Source organism: Corallococcus sp. BB11-1 (assembly GCF_026626625.1).
Lineage (GTDB): Bacteria > Myxococcota > Myxococcia > Myxococcales > Myxococcaceae > Corallococcus > Corallococcus soli.
This window is the reverse complement of record NZ_JAPNJY010000035.1, coordinates 184,882-208,165: the sequence shown is the minus strand read 5'-3', so window position 1 is coordinate 208,165 and position 23,284 is coordinate 184,882. Positions and strand designations below refer to the sequence as shown.

At 70.8% G+C, this 23,284-nt stretch carries 19 protein-coding genes; 8 read left to right on the top strand and 11 right to left on the bottom strand.

Going from position 1 to position 23,284, the window contains the following annotated elements; translation table 11 throughout:
* The first annotated feature begins 21 nt into the window (after positions 1–21).
* The 4 genes from OV207_RS30075 (at position 22) to OV207_RS30060 (ending at position 3,843) form a co-directional block, all read left to right on the top strand.
* On the top strand, positions 22–1,161 hold the full coding sequence (locus OV207_RS30075; protein ID WP_267558482.1) for a hypothetical protein: 1,140 nt from the start codon (positions 22–24) through the stop codon (positions 1,159–1,161).
* Positions 1,162–1,233: 72 nt separating this feature from the next.
* Positions 1,234–2,244, top strand: coding sequence for a DUF2157 domain-containing protein (locus OV207_RS30070; RefSeq protein ID WP_267558480.1), 1,011 nt, complete (start codon positions 1,234–1,236; stop codon positions 2,242–2,244).
* 1 nt (position 2,245) lies between these two features.
* Positions 2,246–3,349 (top strand): DUF4401 domain-containing protein, encoded by a 1,104-nt coding sequence (locus tag OV207_RS30065; protein ID WP_267558479.1) that lies wholly within the window; start codon positions 2,246–2,248, stop codon positions 3,347–3,349.
* Positions 3,346–3,843 (top strand): GDYXXLXY domain-containing protein, encoded by a 498-nt coding sequence (locus OV207_RS30060; protein WP_267558478.1) that lies wholly within the window; start codon positions 3,346–3,348, stop codon positions 3,841–3,843. The genes OV207_RS30065 and OV207_RS30060 overlap by 4 nt, the downstream gene beginning before the upstream one ends.
* Before the next feature lie 46 nt (positions 3,844–3,889).
* Here OV207_RS30060 and OV207_RS30055 read toward each other — a convergent pair whose 3' ends face one another.
* From OV207_RS30055 to OV207_RS30015, 9 genes are all read right to left on the bottom strand, one after another.
* On the bottom strand, positions 3,890–5,611 hold the full coding sequence (locus tag OV207_RS30055) for a sigma-54-dependent transcriptional regulator (protein WP_193349400.1): 1,722 nt from the start codon (positions 5,609–5,611) through the stop codon (positions 3,890–3,892).
* Positions 5,612–5,956: 345 nt separating this feature from the next.
* Positions 5,957–6,628, bottom strand: coding sequence for a trimeric intracellular cation channel family protein (locus OV207_RS30050; RefSeq protein WP_267558477.1), 672 nt, complete (start codon positions 6,626–6,628; stop codon positions 5,957–5,959).
* A 101-nt stretch (positions 6,629–6,729) separates the two neighbouring features.
* Entirely contained in the window at positions 6,730–7,524 is a 795-nt protein-coding gene (locus OV207_RS30045) for a class I SAM-dependent methyltransferase (protein WP_267558476.1), read from the bottom strand.
* Between the two features lie 6 nt (positions 7,525–7,530).
* Positions 7,531–8,289, bottom strand: a complete 759-nt coding sequence (locus OV207_RS30040) for a ZIP family metal transporter (RefSeq protein ID WP_193349397.1) — start codon at positions 8,287–8,289, stop codon at positions 7,531–7,533.
* A gap of 32 nt (positions 8,290–8,321) precedes the next feature.
* A complete protein-coding gene (locus OV207_RS30035; protein ID WP_267558475.1) occupies positions 8,322–9,602 on the bottom strand; it encodes a COG3014 family protein in 1,281 nt (426 codons plus the stop codon).
* A gap of 8 nt (positions 9,603–9,610) precedes the next feature.
* Positions 9,611–10,222, bottom strand: a complete 612-nt coding sequence (gene lpoB, locus OV207_RS30030; RefSeq protein ID WP_193349396.1) for a penicillin-binding protein activator LpoB — start codon at positions 10,220–10,222, stop codon at positions 9,611–9,613.
* A gap of 14 nt (positions 10,223–10,236) precedes the next feature.
* Positions 10,237–11,052, bottom strand: a complete 816-nt coding sequence (locus OV207_RS30025) for a hypothetical protein (RefSeq protein WP_267558474.1) — start codon at positions 11,050–11,052, stop codon at positions 10,237–10,239.
* A gap of 5 nt (positions 11,053–11,057) precedes the next feature.
* Positions 11,058–11,624 (bottom strand): hypothetical protein, encoded by a 567-nt coding sequence (locus OV207_RS30020; protein ID WP_193349394.1) that lies wholly within the window; start codon positions 11,622–11,624, stop codon positions 11,058–11,060.
* Between the two features lie 125 nt (positions 11,625–11,749).
* Entirely contained in the window at positions 11,750–13,384 is a 1,635-nt protein-coding gene (locus OV207_RS30015) for a mechanosensitive ion channel family protein (RefSeq protein ID WP_267558473.1), read from the bottom strand.
* Positions 13,385–13,565: 181 nt separating this feature from the next.
* On the opposite strand from OV207_RS30015, the gene OV207_RS30010 reads away from it, so the two are divergent.
* The 4 genes from OV207_RS30010 to OV207_RS29995 all read left to right on the top strand — a co-directional run bounded on the left by OV207_RS30010 (position 13,566) and on the right by OV207_RS29995 (position 18,847).
* On the top strand, positions 13,566–13,952 hold the full coding sequence (locus OV207_RS30010; RefSeq protein WP_120533289.1) for a response regulator: 387 nt from the start codon (positions 13,566–13,568) through the stop codon (positions 13,950–13,952).
* 10 nt (positions 13,953–13,962) lie between these two features.
* Positions 13,963–15,516: a cytochrome c family protein gene (locus tag OV207_RS30005; protein ID WP_267558472.1), complete on the top strand. Its 1,554-nt coding sequence runs from the start codon at positions 13,963–13,965 to the stop codon at positions 15,514–15,516.
* A gap of 125 nt (positions 15,517–15,641) precedes the next feature.
* Entirely contained in the window at positions 15,642–17,588 is a 1,947-nt protein-coding gene (locus OV207_RS30000) for a LysM peptidoglycan-binding domain-containing protein (protein ID WP_267558471.1), read from the top strand.
* 83 nt (positions 17,589–17,671) lie between these two features.
* Positions 17,672–18,847: a L,D-transpeptidase family protein gene (locus OV207_RS29995; protein ID WP_267558470.1), complete on the top strand. Its 1,176-nt coding sequence runs from the start codon at positions 17,672–17,674 to the stop codon at positions 18,845–18,847.
* A 24-nt stretch (positions 18,848–18,871) separates the two neighbouring features.
* Here OV207_RS29995 and OV207_RS29990 read toward each other — a convergent pair whose 3' ends face one another.
* Together OV207_RS29990 and OV207_RS29985 are read right to left on the bottom strand one after the other, a co-directional pair.
* Complete coding sequence (locus tag OV207_RS29990; RefSeq protein ID WP_193349390.1) at positions 18,872–20,629, bottom strand: ATP-binding protein; 1,758 nt, start codon at positions 20,627–20,629, stop codon at positions 18,872–18,874.
* Between the two features lie 78 nt (positions 20,630–20,707).
* A complete protein-coding gene (locus OV207_RS29985) occupies positions 20,708–23,221 on the bottom strand; it encodes a serine/threonine-protein kinase (protein WP_267558468.1) in 2,514 nt (837 codons plus the stop codon).
* Positions 23,222–23,284 lie beyond the last annotated feature (63 nt).

The window sequence follows — 23,284 nt, the reverse complement described above, 5'->3', positions numbered from 1 at the left end:
CGTGATGGGGGAATCACGGGAATGCATACTGAATTGGAATTGAAGTCCCGAGGGGGATGGGCGCTGGGGCTCTTGTTGGGCGTGGCGCTGACCCTGGGGGCCTGCGGCAAGGACGAGCCCGAGGACAAGGGCATGAAGCCGGGGGCGCAGGGGGAAGCGGCGGTCACGGCGACCGAGCCCACCCGCCTGGAGCTCTCCGTCAAGGCAGGCCAGCTGTACCGGTTCGTCTGCACCGCCACGACGATGACGGGGTGCAAGGTCCAATTGCGCGACGCGACGACCCTGGAGCCCGTGGGAGAGGCCCGGCTGTCGCTGGCGACAAAGCAGCTCAACTTCTTCTGGACGGCGGCGACGACCGGCCTCGCGGTGCTGGACGTCCAGTCCGCCCTGGAGGGAGAGGCCGGAGCGTTCCAGTACGAGTTCACGGAGGCCGCGGATGACGCGGGCGACTCCGCGGACGGGGCGGTGCCCCAGCCGTTCAGCGAAACGGAGCATGCCTTCATCGGATTCCTGGAGCGCCCCGATGACGTGGACGCGTGGCGGCTCACTGTTCCCGCAAACCACATCCTGCGTGCGGTCTGCAGTGGTTTTGATGGCGCGAACAGGGATCCGGACATGGAGTTGATCCGCCCGGACGGCACCTTGCTGGGCACGTACAACGCCGTCCAGTTCAACGGCGGCATCGCCGACATGGCCATCAAGAACGCTGGCGGAGGGGACCTCCTGCTGCGCGTCCGTGCCAGCGGCCCCTACTCCGCCAACTCCACCCGGTATGGTTGCAAGGTCCGCGACGCGGGCCCGGATGACCATGGGGACGTCGCGGCCGAGGCCACCGCCGTCACGGTGCCCGCGCGGGTGAGGGTCGACCTGGGGGCCCAGAATGAAGTCGACGTGCTGGCCGTGGACCTCGTGGCGGGCCACGAGTACCTGCTGAGGGATGACTCCAACAACAGCAGCCCCTTCCATGCCAGCACCACGGTGACGGATGCCCAGGGTCAGTTGCTGGGGGCGGAGCTGGCGAGCGACAGGACGGGGGTCTCGTTCGTGCCGCCCACGACCGGCAGGTACTTCCTCGCGCTCAAGCGCGCCCGTGGCTTCGGCATCTGGAAGTGGCTGATTCCGGAGGCCTTCGGCTACGAAATCACCGACGTCACGCCGTAGCACCGACTGTGTCTGGAGGGGCCGGGGGCCATTGTCCCGGCCCCTCCGTCAAACAGGCTACAGTCGTCCGCCGTGACGAAAGACTTCCTCGACCTGGAGGCGACGCCGGAGCGCTTGCATGCGCTGGCGGACGCCCGAATCCTGAGCCCGGACGCGTACGGCCGCGCGCTGCACCTGGCCGTCGCCTCGCCGTCGCGCTCCGCGTGGCACGCGTTCGTGTCCATGACGCTGATGGCCCTGGGCTCGCTGCTGGTGCTCGCGGGCGTGGTGTACTTCTTCGCCTACAACTGGGCGGAGCTGGGGCGCTTCGCGAAGCTGGGCCTCATCGCGCTGGGCATCACCGCGACGGCGGTGGGGGCGTGGCGGCTGGGAGAGAGGCCCGCGGGCCAGTTCGCGCTGCTCGCGTCCGCGGTGCTCGTGGGCCCGCTGCTCGCCGTGTACGGGCAGACGTACCAGACGGGCGCGGACCCGTATGAGCTGTTCATCGGGTGGGGTGCGCTCATCCTGCCGTGGGTGGCGCTGGCGCGCTTCACGCCGCTGTGGCTGCTCCAGCACGTGCTCATCAACACGGGCGTCATCCTCTTCTGGGGCCAGCGCATGGACGGGCTGGGGTCCCGGGAGGGGCTGCTGGCGCTGCTGCTCGGCGCGCTCAACGGCTTCGCCTGGGCCACGTACGAACACTTCGCCCACCTCAAGGTGCCCTGGCTCCAGGGGCGGTGGCTGCCGCGCGTCCTGTCCCTCATGACGGTGACGCCCCTGCTCGGCATGGCGATCCTGTTCATCGTCAGCAGCAGCGACCGCTCGGTCGAATCCGGCCTGTCCCTGCTGCTGCTGCTGGCGGCGATGGGCGCCACCTACGCCCTGCACCGCCACCTGCGCGGCGAGCTGTTCCTGCTCACGGTGTCCGCCCTGTGCGCGATGACGCTCGTCACCACGGCGGTGGGCTACTTCCTCATCGAGGGCTCGATGCCCGAGGAAATCGTCCTCCTGGTGATGACCCCGCTGGTCATCGGTGAGATGGCGCTGGCCGTCACCTGGCTGCGCCACGAGTCCCACGCCACCGGCGTCACGGAGGAGACCTGACATGGCCCTGCGACCGTCGATGCGGGACGTCCTGCGCGGACTGGTGACCGAAGGCCAGGTGGACGCGGAGGTGGAGGCGCGCGCCCGCACGGCCCTGGAGGTCCGGCAGCGGACCCTGAGCGCTTCGCCCTGGTTCGTGAAGGCCCTGTCCGGCCTGGGCGCGTGGATGTCCGCCGGCTTCCTGATGAGCTTCTTCGCCTGCGCCGGGCTGTGGGACGAGGCAGGGGTCCTCATCGTGGTGGGCGTGGCGCTGTACACAGGGGCCATCTTCCTGCGGCGGAAGACGGAGGGCCCCTTCATGGAGCAGCTCAGCCTGTCCACGTGCCTGGCGGGCGTGGGCTCCATCCTGGCCGCCATGGCGGATTGGACGCACGACGACATCACCGTCGCGCTCGTGGCGGGGGGGCTGTGCGTCGTGCTGCTCGCGTACTTCCCCGACGTCATCCTCTACTTCCTGGCCACCCTGGGCATCTGCGTGTCCCTGGGCTACCTGGCGCAGGAGGCCCTGAGCGGCCTGGGCGTGGACGTGTGCGCGGTGCTGGGCACGGCGGCGCTCTGCGGCCTGCTCGTCTTCGAGCCCCGACTGCGCAAGGGCCGGCTGGGCCACCGCGTGGGCCCCATCGCCTTCGCGCTCGCCTGCGCCGTGCCCGGGTGGCTGCTGTTCCGCAACGTCGTCGGGACGCAGGATGGCTTCCACTACATGTTCAGCGGCGACTTCATGCCGGGCGGGGCGCTGACCGTGCCGCTCTGCCTCATCGCCCTGTGGACGGGGTGGCAGGTGCTGCGCGAGCAGGGGCTGGACAAGGACCGGGGCGTCTGGCTTCCCGCCGCCTTCGCGCTGGTGCTGCTCACCGGGATGACGCTGAGCACGCCGGGCCTGCTCGTGGCGGGCCTGATGCTGACGCTCGGCTTCCACCGCCGCAGCCGCGTGATGCTGGGGCTGGCGGTGGCGTTCCTGCTGACGTTCGGCTCGTTCTACTACTACGACCTGCGGCTCACCCTGCTCGCCAAGGCGCTCGCGCTCGTGGGCAGCGGGCTCGTCCTGCTGGGCGTGCGGCAGTTCTTCCAGCGGCGGGCCTCCGCCGTGCTCTCGGAGGCCCGATGAAACGCGGCGCCGTCATCTTCGGGGGGCTCGCGCTGGTGCTCGTCGCCACGGCTGCCCTCGTCGCGCAGAAGGAGACCGTGCTGGCCCGGGGCCGCCCGGTGTTGCTGCGGCTGGCGCCGGTGGATCCCCGCTCGCTCATCCAGGGCGATTACATGGTGCTCGACTACGCCATCAGCCAGACCTGGCGCGAGGGCCGCGAGGCGCCCCAGGCGGACGGCAACGTGGTGCTGCGCCTGGATGAGCACGGCGTGGGCCAGTTCGTGCGCTACGAGACGCCGGGCACCGCGCTGGCGCCGGACGAGATCCGCCTGCGCTTCCGCATCCGCAACTCGCGCATGCGCCTGGGCGCGGAGGCCTTCTTCTTCCAGGAGGGCCACGCGGAGCGCTACGAAAACGCGCGCTACGGCGAGCTGCGCGTGACGGACAGCGGCGCCAGCGTGCTCGTGGGCCTGCGCGACGACAGCTACCAGCCGCTGGGCAAGGCCGTGCAGTGAGCCAGGTCCGCGGCGCCCCGGCACGTCCGGGGCGCGGCGGCGGACGTCACGTGGCCTCTTCGCCTTCGAGCAGGTCGGAGAACGGGGAGCCGTCCTCGCCCAGGGCCTTGTAGAGCCCGTCCACCTTCTCCAGCTCGCGCTTGAGCGCCTTGTGGTGGTTGCGGTTCTTCACCAGGCTCTCGCGGCCCAGCAGGCGGAAGGCCTCGTCGCGGCCCACCTGCCGGATGGCCAGCCCCAGCACCAGCCCCCGGAAGCCGTCCGCGAGGTCCAGATCCAACGGCGCGCCCCGGCGACGCGCCTCGCCCACGAACGCCTGCGCGGCGGCGCGCAGGGCCTCCGGCAGCGGACGTCCGCCCGGCGCCTGCTCGTAGTCCAGCGCCCGCGCGACGTGCTTCTCCAGCAGCACGAGGTCGCCCCCGGCCCCGGCGTGCTCCACCATCGCCAGCGTGTAGGCGCGCCGCACGATGTTGTCGAGCTGGCGCAGGTTGCCCGGCCAGGAGCTGGTGACGAGCAGGTGCTCCGCCTCCGGCGCCAGGCGCGCGGAGCCCTCCGGCTGCCGCTCGCGGTGGCGGCGGTTCACCATGTACCGCGCCCAGAGGGGAATCTCGTCGTTGCGATCCTGCAGGGGCGGCATGCGCACCGGCAGCACGTTCACGCGGTAGTACAGGTCCTCGCGGAAGCGGCCGGCCCGCACCTGCGCGTGCAGGTCCGCGTTGGTGCCGATGATGAAGCGCACGTCCGCGAGCTTCTCGCCGGTGCCCTCGCCCAGCGGCCGGTAGCTGCGCGACTCCAAGAGGTGCAGCAGGCCCGCCTGCGCCTTCAGCGACAGCTTGTCGATTTCGTCGATGAACAGCGTGCCGCCATCCGAGCGGGCCACCACGCCCGGCGCGTCGCGCGTGGCGCCGGTGAAGGCGCCCTTCTTCCAGCCGAAGAGCTCCGCCATCTGGAGGTCCTCCGGCACCGTCACCAGGTCCAGCGTCTCGAACGGCTTGCCCCGGCGGTTGGAGCGCTCATGGCACCAGCGCGCCAGCCGCGACTTGCCCGCGCCCGTGGCGCCGCTGACGAGGATGGTCTCGTCCTGGAGCGCGAACACCCGGAGGATGGGCAGCAGCTCCGCCATGGAGCGGCCCACCACCGGCAGGAACTCGTCCACCTCCGGCGTGGCCACCGGCCGCTGCGGCAGCGCGGTGAGGTACGGCGCGGCGATGTCCGTGAAGAGCTGGAGCAGGTCCCCGGCGTCGCGCCAGACGAACTCCTGGCCCATCGCGGCCAGGCACTCGGCCTCCAGCGAAATCATGCCCTCCATGCCCGCGGGCGTGCGCAGGGGCAGCACGCAGACGTGCGTGGCGTGACGGCCCAGGAAGCGCTGCTTGCTTTCGTTGCTGTGGAAGCCCGCGAGGCCCGGGTCTCCCGTCACGGGCGCGTCCGGCGCGTGCGGCTGCACCGTGCCGATGTTCACGTCGATGGACACCGCGCAGCGGTGCTCCACCACCGCGCGCCACGCCGTGGCGGAGGTGAAGAAGGGCGTGCCGACACCCGCGTCCGTCGTCTCCCGGGCGCCCACGTCCAGCGCCGCCAGGCGGCGGTACGCTTCTCCGGGGCGCAGGTGGACGATGCCGCGAAGGACCCGGGCGCGCCCCGCGTAGCGGCTGGACGCCACCGCGGCCTCCGCCGCGGCCAGCATCCGGCGCAGCGTCGCCGCCGCGGCCGACTCGAAGTCCCTGGAATCCCTGAGCGCAGCCATGAGCTGCGCCAACTCGTCTCGCATCCCCTTCGCCTCCGTGCGGATGCCGCGCCACCGCAGACCGGCGAAGCCGTCCTGAAATCAGACGCGGACTCTATCGGAGATGAAGGATGGAGAGCGCGGAAGGAGCGGCCCCTCCTTCCGCGCTCCGGGTGCAGCCGGATGCGGTACACGCCGTTGCCAGCATGTGCCGCCAGGCTCTTGCGGATGCCGTGCCAGAAGCTGAAACCATGTGATTCCAGGCAGTTCCGCTGAACGCCTGCCACCCAATGCGTCCTGACAGAACGCGGACGCGTCCATCCGGAACGCGGACGCGTCCATTCCGGGCCTGACGCGTCACATGCCTGGGCCCCCAACGAAGGGGCCGGGTCATCCCCTCCCCATGCCGGAGAGGTGGGGCAGGTTCCAGCCGCGCCAGACGCTGATGACGCGCAGGGCGAAGCAGGCCGCGCCCCCCACGAAGGCCATGGTCCGGGAGGGCAGCCCCAGCCGCTGGCCCACCACCATGACGAGCGCCCCGGACAGCGCCGCCACCGCGTAGATGTCCGCGCGCAGCACGGTGGGGACGTGGGCCAGGAAGAGGTCGCGCACGGTGCCGCCGCCCGCGCCGGTGATGGCGGCCATGAGGATGGCCATGAGCGGGCGCAGGCCGAAGTCCAGCGCCTTGCGCGCCCCGGCGATGGCGAACAGGGACAGCCCGGCCGCGTCCAGCGTGACGAGGAGCGCGGGCGGCACGAAGCTCACGAAGCGGTGGAGGAGCAGCACCGTCGCGCCGCCCGCGAAGGCGACCAGGGCATAGCGCGGGTCGCGGATGGCGTTGGGCGGAATGGCGCCGATGAGCAGGTCGCGGAGGATGCCGCCGCCCAGCGCCGTGGTGAACGACAGCACCAGGATGCCCAGCGGATCCAACCCGCCCGCGATGGCGGCGATGGCGCCCTCCACCGCGAAGACGAAGGTGCCGGCGAAGTCGAAGCCCAGGAGCAGCCGCGCCTCGCGGCCATCCCCGCGCGCCTGCGTCCCCGGTGCCGGCGAGGCTTCCATGCCGGGGACGCTAGCACCGGGACTCCAGCGGCCCGCGCCAGGAGCCCGGGCCTCCATCCACCCGAGGACACCCCACCCCACCCTCCAGGGCAGGGCCGCTGTCAGGGCGTGGCGGTGTCCGGCTGGAGCACGAAGACGCGATCCAACCGGTTGCTGCCGCGCCCCACCGGCGCTTCCAGGTCGTAGTCGAAGGTGAACGTGGCCACGACGCGCAGGCCCGCCTTGCGGAACAGGCGCTTCGCCTGGGGCTCGTCGTAGGTGCGGAAATACCACGTCGTCTCGATGAGCCAGTCCTTGCCGGGACCGGTGACGCGCAGCCGGTTGCGCATGGGCGAGCGGCGCAGGCGCCTCTCCGGCAGGCCCTCGTGGGTGTTGCAGACGACCTTGTCCGGGCCCACCTGGCCCACCCAGCGCTCGTGCTCCGGCCCCGGGCGCGCGTAGTCGGTGAGGTGGAAGCCCAGCACGTAGAGGCCGTCCGGCTTGAGCAGCCGCCGCGTGCCGGTGAGATGCTCCACCGTGGCCTTCTCGCTGTCCAGGTAGCGGAAGGTGGAGACCAGGGTGTGGGCCAGGTCCACGCGGCCCTCCAGCCCGGGGTCGAAGAAGTCCTCCATGCGCGCCCGTGACAGCTTCACGCGGCGGCGCTCGGCGGGGGTGAGGCGCTTGCGCGCGTGCGCGAGCATGGCGTCCGACAAGTCGTAGCCCGCGACGCGCAGGCCCCGGCGCGCGGCCTCCTCAACCAAGCGGCCCGCGCCGCACGCGGGCTCCAGCCACTGGTTGCCGCCGGTGCCGTAGCGCTGGCTCAGCGCCTGGAGGAAGTCCGCCTCGCGCACGGTGTCCGTGCCGAAGATGGCCTCGTAGTACTCCGGGTGCTCGTACCAGTCCGTGCGTCGTTCCATGGTGCGTCAGTGCTCCGTGTGCCCGAGGACGCGCGCCAGCACGAACATCACCAGCAACCCGGCTGCCAGTGCCACCAGGTTGCGTCCGGGCTTGTCCCGCCCGTGCTTGTTCACGTGCGGCAGCAGGTCCGACACGGCGATGTAGAGGAAGGTGCCCGCGGAGAAGGCCAGCGCCTTGGGCGCCAGCGATTCGAAGCGCAGCACCGCGTCGAAGCCGAAGTAGAGGAGCGCGCCCACCGGCACCATCAGGCCGTACAGCGCCGTGTACGCCAGGATGGTGCCGCGCTTCTTGCCCTCCGCCTGGAGGATGGACGCGAGCGACAGCGACGAGGGAATCTTGTGCGCGGTGATGGCCAGCAGCGCCATGGCGCCCACGCCCTCCTTCACGGAGGAGCCCAGCGCGATGCCGTCGAAGAGCGTGTGCGTGGACAGGCCCAGGAACGCGCTCAGGCCCAGCGCGCGGCCGTGGACGTGCTCCGCGCAGTCCGGCGGCTCCTCGCAGGCGTGCGCGACGAGGTAGCGCTCCAGCACCAGCACGAAGAGGAAGCCCAGCGGCACGAGCGCGAAGGCCCACCAGCCGCCGCCCTCGTACGCCTCCGGGAGCATGTGGAAGAAGGCCGCGCCGAACATGACGCCCGCCGCGAAGGCCAGGAACGTCACCAGCCGCGTGGACTTCTCATTGAGGACGACCACCGCCGCGCCGGCCAGCGCGCTCATCACGACGATGCAGGAATAAAGGAAGACTTCAGCCACGACCGGCGACATGGGGCGCGCACCCTAACCGCAAAACGCGGCGTTCAATAGCTTCGCACCACCAGCACCGCCACCCGGCCCGGCTTCACCTCCACCGCGTGCGTCGTCGGCCGGCCCGGCGCGTCCACCTGGACGGTGTGTTTTCCCGGAGCAAGCCGGAAGCGCGCCACCTGGAACTCCGCGGGCAGCGACAGCCAGGAGCGCAGGTCGGGCTGGTTGCCGGCGTTGAGCAGCAGGAAGGTCAGCACGCCCAGCTCCTTGCTCTTGGTCAGCGCGCCCACGCCCGCGGCCACGCCCGCCTTGGCCACGGCGCCCGCGAGCTGCTTGGCCAGCATCCGGCCGATGCGGTCGTTCAGGTGCACCTGGGCCACCCGCGACAGCGACGTCACCGTCACCGCCCGCTCCGAGCGGTCCCCCACCGCCACGCGCACCGCCGGTGTGCCTCCGCGGTCGCGGTACACCGGCACGGAGATGAGCTCCCCGGAGTCGTTGTAGTCGCGCGACGCGGACGTCTTCTCCGGCGACAGGCCCGCCTCCACCACCACGACGAGCTGCCCGTCCTCCGGCCCGGGCGGCGAGTGCTCCACGTCCGGGAACTTCTGGGACAGCATGGCGTAGGCGTCGTCGCGGCCGGTCTTCTTCGCCAGCCGCAGCAGGGGCTCCACCAGTCCGCCCAGGCGGGGCTCCAACTCGTACGCCTTCATGTAGTCAATGAAGGCCGAGTCCCACTCCCGCTGGTCCTCGTACAACACGCCGCCCATGTAGCGGGCGATGGCGAGCTGCTCGTACGGCTTCTTCTCGTCGGTGATCATCTTCTCGATGCGCTCGTTGACGCGGCGGACCTCCACGAGCGCGTCCTCGTCCCGACCCAGCTGCGCGTAGTTGAGCGCCTGGAGGACGGAGATCATCAGCTTCTCGAAGTCCTCTCCCCGGTAGGCACGCCGGCGCTCGTTGCTGAGGAGCACGCCGGCCTCCTCGCTCACGGAGGTGATGTCCAGCTCCCCCACGAGCCGGTCCGCCTCCGCCAGGACCTTCGTGCTCGCCTCCCACTGCCCCGCCGCGTGCAGCACCATGCCCCTGTCGAGCATCAACAGGAGCTGGTCGCGCTGCGGGGCGCCCTTCTCCTCGTCCTCCAGTTCCCGCAGGGCGCGCGGATAGTCGGAGGCCTGGTACGCCAGGCGCGCCGCCGCGGTGCGCGCCACGTAGTCACTGGCGCAGCCGCTCAGCAGGCCCAGGGCGGTGACGAACAGCAGGCCCCAGCGCGCCACGCCCTGTCGGACGGTGGCGCGTGGGGCCCGCGAGGCGATGTCGGACACGTTGGACACGGAGGCGACTACCAGCTCACGCCCTGCTTCTCGAACTTCTTGCGGATCTGCTTCTCGTCCGTCCAGGCGATGGTGCCCGAGCGCACGTCGTTCAGCTTCGCGGTCATCTTGTAATAGACGAGCTTGTCGCGGCCGACCTCCTGGATGATGGAGGCGAGGTCGCCCGTCATCAGGAAGTCCACCGACGCCTGCTGGCCGGGGGCCTTGGCGGCGTCCGGGCTGACGTAGCCGGACTGCTGGTACTCGTACTCCTCCGCGATGTCCTGGCGCGCCTGCTGGTCCACCAGCGCGAAGCGGCCCGTCTGCGCGAGCGCCGTTTGGATCTTGTCGCCCAGCGAGCGCATGTCGATGTGCTCACTGGTGCTGTTGCGCAGCTTGCCCACGAGGACGATGGGCAGGGGCGAGCCCTGGGGCGGGGGCTGGGCGAAGCGCGGGGAGCTGGCGAGCGACTCGGCCATCTTCTTCGCGATGAGCTGCAGGTCGTTCTCGTTGAAACGGTCCCCCAGCATCTCGATGGTGTTGGGGTCCTCGTAGGTGCCACGCGTGAAGGCGCGCGGCCCCCCACAGCCGACGAGCGACACGGCGACGAGGGCGGACAGCAACAGGCGGCGGGTGTTCATGGTCGGGTTGACTCCTAGTTCCATTCGCATTCGAAGCGGCTGCCTTCGAAGTTCCACTTGTACGCAAGCACCGCGTCGCGGCGGTAGCCGGCCGTCAGACGGCAGAGGCTCTGCAACGAGCTGCGCGGATAGTCGAAGGTGTACGTCTGCGCCTTCGCGCGCTCCTGGGCGGTGAGCTGCGAGGGGTGCGTGAGCGTGGGGCTGGCGCTGGCGGCCACCAGCACGCGGTGCGCGCCGTAGGTCCTGAGCGGCACGCGGCCGGCAAGCTGGATGCGGCGCACCGTGCGCGCGATCACGATGTCGCTGCGGTCCACCATCGTCTCATGGGTGTTGCGGCGCTGGAGCAGCTCCGGGAGGTTCGCGGAGAACACGCGGGTGATGTCCCCGTCGTCCACGAAGAAGTAGAGGAACGCCTCGCGCGCGGTGCGGCCCTCGCCGGTGAAGTCCAGCGTCACCAGCAGGTTCAGCTCCCGGTTGGGCGCGAGCCCCTGGCGCGACACCGCGGCGATGACCGTCTTGTCCACGCCCGCCTTCTTCAGGCGGATGAGGCCGTCCGCGCTCGCGTCACACGCGCAGCGGCGCTCTTCAATCATCTTCACGAGCTGCGCGGGTTCGAAGCCGGCCTGGGACAGCTTGGTCAGCTCCTCGTCCGTGAGGGGCAGCTGGTCCGAGCGCTCATAGATGCGCGGAAGCTGGTTCGGGTCCCACTGGATGATGTTGTAGGTCTGCGTGTTCCCGGTGGGGAACGGCAGGGAGACGGGGGGGGCGGCGGCGCGGGGCGCCTGGGCAGCGGTCAGCGCGACGGTGGCGGCGAGCAGTTGGGCGATCATGGCGGTCAGAACCGGTATCCGATGTTCATGAACAACCGGTTCGTCACTCCTCCTCCCCCGATGGGGATGTCCGGCGAGTAGTGCAGGCCCATGAGCACGCGGTCGCGGCGGCCCAGGAACAGCTCCGCGCCAATCTGCGGCGACAGGGCGAAGCGCAGGCCCTCCCCTTCCGGGATGACGATGGCGCCCGCCTTGATGCCGGCGGTGAAGGACACCGGCCAGCCCCAGGTGCGGAAGGTGGGACCCACGTTGCCGATGAACCGGCCGCCGTCGAAGACGTAGGCGCCGCTGGCGTCCAGGCGGTACCAGTCATCCCCCCAGAGGGAGACGGTGGCGCCCACGAACAGGGGCGGGCCTTCCGGCGCGCCCGCGGGGTTCTCCCGGGAGTTGATGGCCGCGCCCCAGTCGAACTGGAGCGAGACGCCCCGGCGGTTGTCGCCGTAGCCGCCCTTGCCGTACTCCGACTCCTCGGGTCCGTCGGTGCGACCGTCACGCTCCTGGGCGCTCGCGGTCAGCGGCGCGGCGACGGCCAGGAGCGCCAGGGCTCCGCACAACGTGACAGGACGCTTCATCTGTTGGACTCCCAAGCGTGGGTGCGACTGCTCTTGTCTTGCGCGTGATACGGCGCGCGGGGCGACATATTCATCGCGCGGCGAACATCCGTGCAAGCGTCCGCTCTTCCCGGCGCCCCCCGGGCTCAGGCCCGGGGCTCCGGGGCGCCCGCCGAGGCGGCGTCCTCGTCCCGGGTGGGCTGGGCCTGGGCGGGCCGGGACTCACTGCGCACCGTGGGCAGCCACTGGGGCCGCGCGCGCAGGAAGAGCACCAGGCGCTCACGCACGAGGAAGCGCAGGTCGCCCAGCTGGCTGGAGTTCGCCGCGCTCACCAGCGCGCGCACGGTGAGGGTCTTGTCCATCACGTCGAAGACGACCAGCGTCTTCACCCGGCCATCCCACAGGTGCTTGCCCTCGTTCGCCAGGACGCGGTCCAGCTCGGCGCGCAGCGCGTCGATGTCCGCCATGTAGTCCACCTGGAGGATGACGGTGCCCATCATCTCCGGGGAGCCCTTGCTCCAGTTCTGGAACGGCTTGTCCAGGAACTGGGTGATGGGGATGACCATCCGGCGCTGGTCCCAGATGCGCAAAACGACGTACGTGAGGGTGATCTCCTCCACGGTGCCGAACTCGTTCTCCACCAGCACCTGGTCGCCAATGCTCACCGGCTGGGTGATGGACAGCTGGATGCCGGCGAGCAGCGTGGAGATGGACTTCTGCGCGGCCAGACCGATGACGAGGCCGGCGATGCCGGCGGAGGCGAGCAGCGACACGCCGACGTTGCGCACCACCTCGAACTGCATCAGCAGCAGCGCGGCGGCGATGACGTAGGTGGCCACCTCGAACACCGCGCGCAGCACGGCCAGCTGGGTGCGCAGCGAGCGCGCGCGGGGCTTGTTGCCCGCCTCGGTGGTGACGCGGCTCTGGACGAACGCCTCCGACACGCGCAGGAAGCGCAGGATGAACCAGGCCACCGCGACGATGACCAGCGAGTAGCTCACCCGGCCGCTCAACAGCCGCAGCGGCGGGGGCAGCAGCAGGAACGACGTGCCCAGCGCCAGCAGGCCCGCGAAGAACGGCAGGCGCAGGGGCCCCCGGCCCGCGTTGACGACCTGGTCATCCCAGCTGATGTTCGTCCAGCGCGCCACGCGCAGGGCCGCGGCCAGCAGCAGCTTCTCCAGGAGGTAGGAGAGGATCCACGCGCCCAGCAGCGTCACCACCAGGCCCAGCCACTGCCACGGCTCCAGGCCCAGCACGGAGCGGTCGAAGAAGAAGGACGGCAGCGTCTCCGTGAGCAGCGGGCCGTATTCGTCGAAGAGCGGATCCACCATCTTCACGGTGGCCTCCGCGAACACCCAGGTGGGCGTGCCGTCCACCGTCACCCGCTGCAGGCGGATGGGCACGCCCGCGCCCTTGAGCTGGATGGCGCCCAGCGAGTCGAAGCGCGGGTTCGTGGCGTCCACCTCCGGCGTCTTCGCCAGCGCGGACACGTCGATGGACAGCTCCCGGTCCAGGACGAACTTCAGCCGGCGCGCCAGCTGGGGCCCACGCGTGGCCTGCTCGGCGGCCGGAAGGAAGTCCAGGTACAGGTAGTGGGCAGCCCGGGGGTAGTCGCCACGATGCACCGCGTCCAGGAACCCCTTCGCGGTGGCGCGGGGCGACTGCCGGTCCAGGTCCTGCGGGACCTGCCCCAGGCCGGGGTTGAGGGCGGCGGCGGGGAGGCCGCAGAGGACGGTCCAGAGGAGGAGGGCCGCCAGGGCCCGGGGGGCGCGGAGCTTCATGGGCGCCTCCATACCGCTTTTCCGGCCCCCTGCCCGTGAAAGACGGACCTGCCCCCGGGCCAGGCGGGCGGGCGGGGACGCCCCCGCCGGAGAGCCAGAAAGCGGGCTCCAGGCCCCTGACGGGAAAGCATTGGTGCACTGCGAGGTGGTGGGCTAGAACCGACCCCCAAGGAAGGTCGCCGTGTCCGAGCAGAAGCGAAGAATCCTCCTGATTGACGACAGCGAGATCACCCTCGCCATGGAGAAGGCCGTCCTGGAGGCACGGGGCTATGAGGTCGTGGCCACCTCCACGCTCATGGAGTTTGAGAAAACGCTCCAGATCTGGCGGCCGGACCTCATCCTCACCGACATCCACATGCCCGAAGCGAAGGGCACGGACATCTGCCGCACGTTGAAGAACGAGTACGGCACGCAGGACATCCCCATCGTGCTGTTCTCCAGCCTGCCGGACGACGAGCTGTCGAAGCTGGCGGAGCAGGTGGGCGCGGATGGTTCGCTCTCCAAGGTGAACGGCCTGGAGGCGATGGGCGAGAAGATCGACGAGCTGGTGCAGAGCATCCTCTGGTGAGGTGATGGTGATGCGCGCGGTCGTCCTCGCGGTGCTCGTGGGCGCGCTCGTCTCCGGTTGCAGGCGCCAGGAGTCGCGCCCCCAGGAGGGCGCCTCCTCCCCCGCCCCGGTGGTCTCCCCACCGGGGGCCGTCCTCTTCATCTCCGCCGACACGCGCGGCTACCTGGGCCCCTGCGGGTGCAGCGAGAACATGCGCGGTGGCATCGGCCGGGCGGCGTTCCAGGTGCAGCAGGCGCGCCTGGGGGGCCAGCCGGTGCTGTACGTGGACGGCGGCAACAGCCTCTTCGGGGAGCTGACGCTCAAGCCGGACCAGGTGCCGCAGGAGGAGCGCAAGGCGAAGGCGCTCGCGGACGCGTTCCGGACCATGGGGCTCGCGGTGCGGGCCACGGGCGCGCTGGACGACACGCGCGGCGCGGACTTCCGCCGGGGTCTGGGCCTGCCGGAGGTGGCGCCGGGCGGGGTGAAGCTGCTGGACGCGGGCGCACGCAAGGTGGCCGTGGTGGCCGCGGCCTCCGGTGAGGCGCTGGTCCAGGCGAGCCAGCAGGCGCGGGCCCAGGGCGCGGACTTCGTGGTGGGCCTGCTTGACCAGCCGCTGGAGGCAGCCCAGGCGGCCGCCGCGCTGCCGGGGCTGGCCGCGAACCTGGTGGTCGCCACGCACAGCGCCGGGGAGTTCTCCGCGGAGGAGAACCGGCTGGTGCGCTCCGACGTGCCGGTGGTGGCGGTGCAGAGCAAGGGGCGGTCGCTGCTGCGCGTGGACCTGACGTACGCGGCCGCGAAGGGGCCGTTCACGCTCCAGCGCTCGCAGGGGGACACGGACCGGGAGGTGACGGCGCTGGAGCAGCGCCTCGCGCTCCTGGACAAGGAGATCAACCTGCCGGGCATCGACCCGAAGTTGAAGGCGCTGAAGCAGGGCAAGCGCGACGAGCTCTCCGCGCGCAAGCAGGGCCTGCTCACCGCGCCGCCCGCACCCGCCACGGACGTCAACGGCTTCGCGCTGCGCTTCCTGCCGCTGGAGTCGAACCTGGCCTCCGCGAAGGACGCGCAGGCGCTGGTGACGGCGTACGACGCGGACGTGGGGAAGTTGAACCTTGAATGGGCGAAGGCGCACGGCCAGGACTGCCCGCTGCCCGCGAAGGACCAGGCGGGCTTCGTCGGCAGCGCGGCGTGCGCGGACTGCCACCCGGAGGCCACCACCGTGTGGCAGGGCAGCAAGCACCACCACGCGTGGGAGACGCTGGAGGCGGTGGGCAAGCAGCACCACCTCAACTGCATCGGCTGTCACGTCACCGGCTGGCAGCAGCCCGGCGGCGTGTGCCGGCTGGACAAGGTGGCCGGGCGCGAGGACGTGGGCTGCGAGAGCTGCCACGGCCCCGGCTCCAGGCACGTGGACGCGCCGGGCGCGGACACCATCGTCGGCAAGCCCGGGCAGGCGGTGTGCGTCACCTGCCACAACCCGGAGAACTCGCCGCACTTCGACTTCGCCACCTACCTGCCCCGCATCCTCGCCCCAGGTCATGGAAGACCGGTAAGCAGCGGGCAGGCAGCGGAGCCCCCGGCGAAATAGGGTCGCCTGCCCCCACGCGGGGTCCGTCCGGAGGGCATACCGGGCGACTTGTTGTTTGACTGTCAAGAAAGCTGGCGAATACTGCGGCCTTCGCCTGCTTCTGGGCGACCTCGCCTGGCGTTCCCATGCCGCCTCTCTCACTGCTCCTGCTTGCCCTGGCCTCGGTCCCCTCCGCGCAGGGGGTGGCGCCGAAGCCCGTGCCGCCGCCTGGCGTGCGGGCGCTGCCCTCCGCCGAGGCGCCTTCGCTGACGGCGGACGGGAGCCTCGCGGCCCCCCCGGTTCCCCTGGAGGAAGCCGAGGAGACGGAGGAAGTGGAGGCGGAATCCGCGGAGCTGGAGGAGCTGCGCGCCCTGGAAGGCGCCGCGTTGGATCCAGAGTCCAAGCCGAACGCGGAGATGATGCAGTCGCTGCGGCGGCTGGGGCTGACGAACCCGCTGCGGCTGCGGATGCTGGACGCGCTGGAGGAGCCCACCTTCCGCGAGGACGACACGCCCCCGGCGCTCGCGCGCATCACGGACCTGTCCACCTTCGATGTTTCGCTGGTGAAGGACCGCTTCGACATCCCGGTGGACATGCAGCCCCGGGTGGCCGAGTACATCCAGTTCTTCCAGGGCCCTGGCCGCAAGTGGTTCCGCAAGTGGATGGCGCGCTCCACGCGCTACCTGCCGGTGATGCAGCCCATCCTGGAGTCCAGGGGCCTGCCCCGGGACACGGTGTACCTGGCGATGATCGAGAGCGGCTTCTCCGCGCACGCCTATTCGTGGGCGCACGCGGCCGGGCCGTGGCAGTTCATCTCCAGCACCGGCAAGCAGTACGGCCTCAAGCAGGACTTCTGGGTGGACGAGCGGCGCGACCCCATCAAGGCCACGCACGCGGCGGCGGCGTACCTGAAGGACCTCTACGGCGAGCTGGGCCACTGGTACCTGGCGTGGGCGGGCTACAACACGGGTTCGTACCGGGTGCGCAAGATGGTGGAGCGCTACGGGACGAGGGACTGGTGGCTCCTGGCGGAGGAGAAGGGGCTCGCGAAGGAGACGAAGCACTACGTGCCCAAGCTCATCGCCGCGGCGCTGGTGGCGAAGAACCCCGCCGCGTTCGGCTTCTCCGAGGAGGAGTTCCAGTACGAGTCCGCGCTGGAGTACGACGAGGTGAAGCTCACGGACGCCACGGACCTGGACGTGCTGGCGCGCTCGGCCGGGGTGGGCGTGGCGGACGTGCAGGAGCTGAACCCGGAGCTGAAGCGCTGGTGCACGCCTCCGGCGACGGCGGCGAAGCCCTACGTGCTGCGGCTGCCCTCGGGCACCGCGACGCGCTTCGCGGAGAACTTCCAGAAGCTGTCGCCGGCGGACCGGCTGACGTTCCGCGTGCACACGGTGAAGCGCGGCGACACGCTGTCGCAGATTGCCCAGCAGTACGGCACCGCGCCGGAGGCCATCCTGCAGATGAACCGGCTCAAGAGCGCGCGGACGCTGAAGGTGCGCGCGGAGCTGGTGATTCCGGTGCCGACGGGCCGGGGCGGCAACGGGGCCGTGAGCGGCGCCCTCGCGACGAAGGTGGCGCAGGCGCGGCGCAGCGGCGTGGTGGCGGCGCGGCCCGAGGACGAAGTGCCCGCGGGAACGCCCAAGGGGCCCGTGGCCGCAGGGCCGGTGAAGACGGAGAAGGTGAACGGCCGCACGCGCGTGACGTACGGGGTGCAGGAGGGCGACAGCCTGTGGCTCATCGCCAACCGCTTCCAGGTGTCGGTGGACGACATGAAGAAGTGGAACAACCTGCCCCGCCGCAACCGCACGCTGTCGGTGGGCACGCTGCTGATGGTGTGGCCGTCGGAGCCCGCCGGCACGGGGCCCGCGAAGGTGGAGGAGCGCGGCGGCACCATCGTCGTGGCCAGCGCCGTCGCCGGGCAGGCGCCCGCCGGCCCCAAGGGCAAGGTGCACACCCTGGCCGAGGGCGAGACGCTCTGGTCGGTGGCGCAGCGCTACAACGTGTCCGTCGAGGACATCATGAAGTGGAACCGCATCAAGGACCACCGCACGGTCCCCACCGGCAAGCTGCTGTCGCTGAGCGCGCCGTAGCCGCTGCGTGGGTGCTCCCGGGCGCCTCGTCCCGGGGGTGAGCAGCGTGAGGTGACGGCCGGGGCCTTGCAGTTGCCCGGGCCATGATTGCTTCGACGCTGCTTCGAGAGCCCTCCTCGCTTCCCGCCGAGCCGTTCGACACGCGGGAGCCCTCCCCTGTCGAACCGGGCCGTGCTCCCGGCGCCCCCCTGCTCCGGTACGTCCCATCCCGTGGAGCCGAACGTCCCGACGACAGGACGGTCTTCGGGAGCACGGCGCTCACGCCCGGGACGGGCTTCGCCAGCACGCTCGTGCTCGCGGCCTACCCGGGTGGGAACACGCTGATGCGCTTCGGGGCGCCGGTCGTCCCGCTTCGCGCGGCGCCGGAGCCCGTGCGCACAATGACGAGTCCCCTGCTGGGGGCACAGGAGCCGGCGCGCACGGTGACGGCTCCCCTGCTGGCGGCGCAGGAGCCCGCGCCCACGCTGACCACGCTCACCTCCGTCGTGCCCCTGGAGCACGCACGCTTCACCGGCTCACCCCAGCTCGCGGACGTGGCGGCGGGCGCCGTGCTCGGGCCGGGCTCTCGCGGAGACGGACTGCGCGCGGTGCAGGGCGCGCTCCTGGACATGGGCTTCGCGCTGTACGGCGGCGCGGATGGACGCTACGGCCCGGACACGGCCCGCGCGCTCCGCAACTTCCAGGTGCACGCGACCAGCGTGGCCTTCCCTGGCGTGCGTGCGAGCGGGGTGCTCGACGCGGCCACCCTGCGCGCCCTGGAGGCCCTGGCCCCCGCACCCGGTTCGCGCGGGCAGGCACGCGCCCTGCCTTCCCCCTTCTACGCGGGGCAGCCGGTGCGCGTCGTCATCGCCCTGCGCGAACACCGCACCTTCCTCTTCGACCCGGAGGGCCGACTCGTGGACATCTTCCCCAACGCGGTGGGCACCGCCGCCACGCCCACGCACCCCGGCCTCAAGGTGGTGCGCGCGAAGCTGGATCAGGTGGCCACGGAGAACGCGGGCGCGCGGCTGTGGAATGACCGGCACGTGTTCGGCGCGCGGCTGTTGGACCTCTCCTGGGTGGATGGCCACCGCAGCGGCGAGGAGCTGCACGGCACCAGCGCGCCCGCGCTCCTGGGCGGCGACGTGTCCCACGGCTGCATCCGCCACGCGAACGAGGACATCCTCGTGCTGCATGACGCGCTCGCCGTGGGAGACCGCATCGCCGTGGTGGAGACGCTCCAGGACCCGCACCTGGGCGTCCCCGTCACCGTCGGCTGAACCCTCCGCCGACGGCGCACGGACTCACTGCTCCTCGAGCAGCATCTTCAGCTCCCGCACGCGCCGGCTGATGTAGTCCCGGTCCAGCGCGCGGAAGTTCTCCGGCAGCAGCGCCCGGCTGGTGCACTCCTGCACCGCCACCAGGTTCTGCATCTCGATCTCCAGGGGGTAGCTGGGCGGCACGAAGTCCGCCAGCACCGCCGCCAGGTCCTCCTTCGTCACCTGGTCCCGGTTGTCCGCCAGGGCGCGGAACTTCGAGCGCACCATCACCGCCTCGATGTCCGCGCCGCTGAAGGCGCGCACACCCTCCGGAATCAGCGTGGCGAAGGACTCCACGCCCTCCACCGACACGCCCGTCTTGCGGCTCATCACCTGGAACAGCTCGTTCCGCTCCTCGTCCGTCTGCGGATAGAAGAGCGCGATGTGCTCCTCGGCGCGCCCCTGGCGCTTGAGGTCGATGGGCAGCAGGTCCGGCCGCGCCGTCAGCAGGAACCAGACGATCTTGCCGCGGTACTGCGTGTTGCCCATGAAGGCCGCGATGGAGCCGAAGATGCGGCTGCTCGTGCCCGAGTCCCCGCCGGAGTCGCGGTTGCCGAGGAAGGTGTCCGCCTCGTCCACCATCACCGCCACAGGCCACAGGGCCTTCAGCAGGTTGAAGATCTTCTCCAGGTTGGCTTCGGTGACGCCCTGCCACTGGCTGCGGAAGTTCAGGAACTTCACCACCGGGATGCCAATCTCCCCGGCGAAGCAGCTCACCATGAACGTCTTGCCCGTGCCCACCGGCCCGCTCAGCAGGTAGCCCATGGGCATGACCTCGATGCGGCCCTTCTTCAGCGCGGACGCCGCCTGCCGCAGCATCTGCTTGGCGTGCGCGTGCCCCGCCACCGCGTCCAGGTTGTGCGCCGGCTCGATGAACTCCAGGAGGCCGTGGCACTCCGCCTGGATGAGCTCCTTCTTCTTCTCCTTGAGCATGTCCGGCGTGATGCGGATCTCGCGCTCCAGCGCCTCCGTGAGCACGCGGTCCAGGTTGATGCGCGACAGGCCCGCCGTCATCTTCGCCAGGCCCGCCAGCGGCACCTCCGACAGCGACTGGAGCCGCTTGCCGTCCAGCTTGGAGCGCACGTAGTCCAGGCGCTCCTCCTCGGTGGGCAGGGGCAGCTCGATGGGCGCCACGTACGGGTTGCGGCTGATGCGCGGCGACATGTCCGCCAGGTTCTCCGCCAGCAGCACCACCGACACGTCGCCCGCCAGGAACTGCGGGTCGTGCGCCCACTTGTCCAGCGTGGCCACGACGAAGCGGTCCTCCGCGGACAGGTGGCTCATCTCCCCGCCGGGCACCAGCGTCTCCGCGAAGTCGATGATGAGCGCCAGCGAGCGGCCCTCGCTCAGGCGCATGCGCAGGAAGTTCTCCAGGATCTGGAGCGCACGGCCCGGGTCGCGCGGCATCACCTTCGCGTAGTCGGTGCCGTACATCGCGTCGTAGCCCGCCATGGCCCGCGCCAGGTCCTTCTGCGTCTCCGGCGAGGCGGAGCGGATGCCCGACGAGCGGTCGTAGAACAGGACGTGGTCCCGTCCGCCGAACAGCTCCTCCGACAAGAAGGTCTTGAGCGTGCCGAAGCCGCGCCCGCCGTCCTCCAGTTGCAGCGGCTGGAGATCGCGCACGGCCCCGTACAGCAGGAAGGTGCTGACGGTCTTCGTGTAGTACTTGCGGGCCAGCTGCTGCGCCCACCGGGGCAGATCCGCCAGCGGATCCGCCTTGTTCACCTTGCGCACCTTCGTCACGGGAAACCCCTCCGGCGTCACTCCCCCCATCCACATCCGGGGGGAGGACTCTCAGGGGGCGAGCTTAAGCGCGACCGCTCAATCGCGACAACGCGCCTGCTTCTTCAACGTGGCGTCGACCTTGATGACGGCGCCCGGCGTGGGCGCCACCACGTCCACGTCCTCGTCGACGTGGCACTTCGCCTTCAGCGTGAGCTCCCGCGTCCCCGGCGGCACCCGCACCGGGTTCGGGGTGACGACGCCCAGGTCCTTGTTGCCCAGGTAGATGGCGGCGCCCGGCGGGTTGGAGGTGATGACCACCTCCAGGTCGGAGCGCTCCAGCACGGCCGAAAAGTCCAGGGCCCCGTCCTTCACGGCCACGTTCCGGATGAAGGGCTGGTGTCCCGGAGCGGTCACCTCCACGAGCGGGGCGTCGGTCGTGACGGAGAAGTCCCGGATGACCGACTCACTCTTGCCCTGCGCGCGCGCCACCTTCCCTTCAATCTTCACCTCGGCGTCATCGGGGCGCGTCTTGAGCACCAGCACCACCGGGCGAGCCTGCCGCACCAACACCGCCCGCACCGGGGCGGCGCTGGTGCCCTCGGACACCATCACGGACTGGTTGAAGGCCTCGAAGCCGGGCGCGGTCACCACCACCAGCGTGTTGCCGACGGGCACCTGCTTCAGGATGAAGCCCGTGTCGGGGAACGCCTCGCCAGGTCCCGCGTTGATGGACACCCGGGCGGTCGACTTCGCCTCCGGCGTCTTGAGCTCCACCATGACGTAGCCCAGCGCGGGGCTGCTCGGCTTGAACACCACCGCCAGCCCCACCAGCATCAGCAGCGACGCCAGGCCGATGACGCTGTAGAGCAGGCGCTTGTCCAGACCGCGCAGGCCCATGCCCGGGCCCGCGGCCACTTCGGGGGCCTCCTTCGCGCGCGGCTCCTTCGACGGCGGCGGCCGCGAGGGGTTGCCCAGCACGGGCGGCGTGGACGGACGCTGCGGGGGCGGCATCGGCTCGGGCGGGGAGTCCGGCCGGACGATGCGCGGCAGCTGACCCTCGCCGGCCCGGTTCGGCGTCGGCCGGGGCGCGGGAGCGTCGTGCGACATCAGCGTGGGCACGTTGGTCAACGACGGGCGCGGGGGCGCGGCGTTGAGCACCGGCATGTTGTTCTGCGACAGGCGCGGCGGCCCCACGGTGTACGCGGAGGACGACGGCGGGAGCGTGCTGGGCTCCTCCTCTTCCTCCTCGTGCACGGCGGCGCGGGACTCCAGCGGCGTGACGGCGCGGCCAATGGCGGCGCCGGGCTGGGTGGTGGGCTCCGGGGCGTCGTTGAAGACGGCGTCGCGGTCCACCATCTGCGTCGCCAGCTCCTCGTCCTCCTTGGGCGAGGGTGCGGCGGGCGCGGCGGTCAGCTTGGGCAGCGCGGCCAGCGTGGGCGAGCGACGGGCGCCCTGCGGCGCCGCGTTGGGGCTGGAGGCCCGCGGCTGCGGCGGCGTGTACACCGGCTCCACGGCCGGCGCGGACGACGGCTGCACCGCCGGCAGGTTGGTCATGCTCTGCGTGGGCACCGGCGACGGGCCGCTGTAGCCCGCCTCGATGGCCGCCAGCATGCCGTCCGGCGCGCGGATGTCCGCGTACTCGGCCAGGCGCTGCTTCTCGCGCTCCACCTCTTCAGCGAACGTGGACTTCATGTACTGCATGAGGTCCTTGCGGCTGAAGATGGAGTCGCTCGTGAGCAGGAAGCGCTGCAGGTCGTCACCGAGCTCGCTCGCGTACTGGTAGCGCTCGTCCACGTCCTTCGCGAGCGCCTTGAGCACGATGCGCTCCAGCGCCTCCGGGATGCGCCGGTTGTACGTGGACGGCGACGGCACCTCCGCTTTGCGCACCTTCTCCAGCACGCTGAAGTCGCTGTCGCCCACGAAGAGGCGCTCGCCGGTGAGCATCTCGTAGAGACACACGCCAATGGCGAACACGTCCGAGCGCCGGTCCAACGGCAGGCCGCGGATCTGCTCCGGGCTCATGTAGCCGAACTTGCCCTTGAGGATGCCGGCCTGCGTCTTCGTCGCCTTGCCCGCCGCCTTCGCGATGCCGAAGTCGATGACCTTGACCTCGCCCTCGAAGGACACGAGCACGTTCTGCGGCGAGATGTCCCGGTGGACGATGTTGAGGTCGCGCCCCATCCCGTCCTTCTTGCGGTGGGCGTAGTCCAGGCCCTCGCACATCTTCGCCACGCAGAAGGCGACCAGCGGCACCGGCGCCGGTTCGCCCTTCTTGCGACAGCGGTCGAAGATGGCCCGCATGTCCTTGCCGGGGATGTACTCCATCGAAATGAAGTAGCTGCTGGCGATCTGCCCCAGTTCGTAGATCTGCGCGATGTTGGCGTGGGTCAGCTGGACGCTGATCTTCGCCTCATCGATGAACATCGAGATGAATTCTTCATCCTCCGCGATGTTCGGCAGGATTCGTTTGATGGCGACGAGCCGCTCGAAGCCACTGGCGCCGAACTGCTTGCCGCGCCAGACCTCCGCCATGCCGCCGATGTTGACGCGGTCCAGGAGGAGATACTTCCCGAACGGGATGGGTTGCCGCTTCGGTTGAGAGGTCGTCACTTTGGGTGGGGGTCGAGTCCTTGCGAGGAGCCTATCGATCGCGGCTCCGCAGGGTCAACCGCG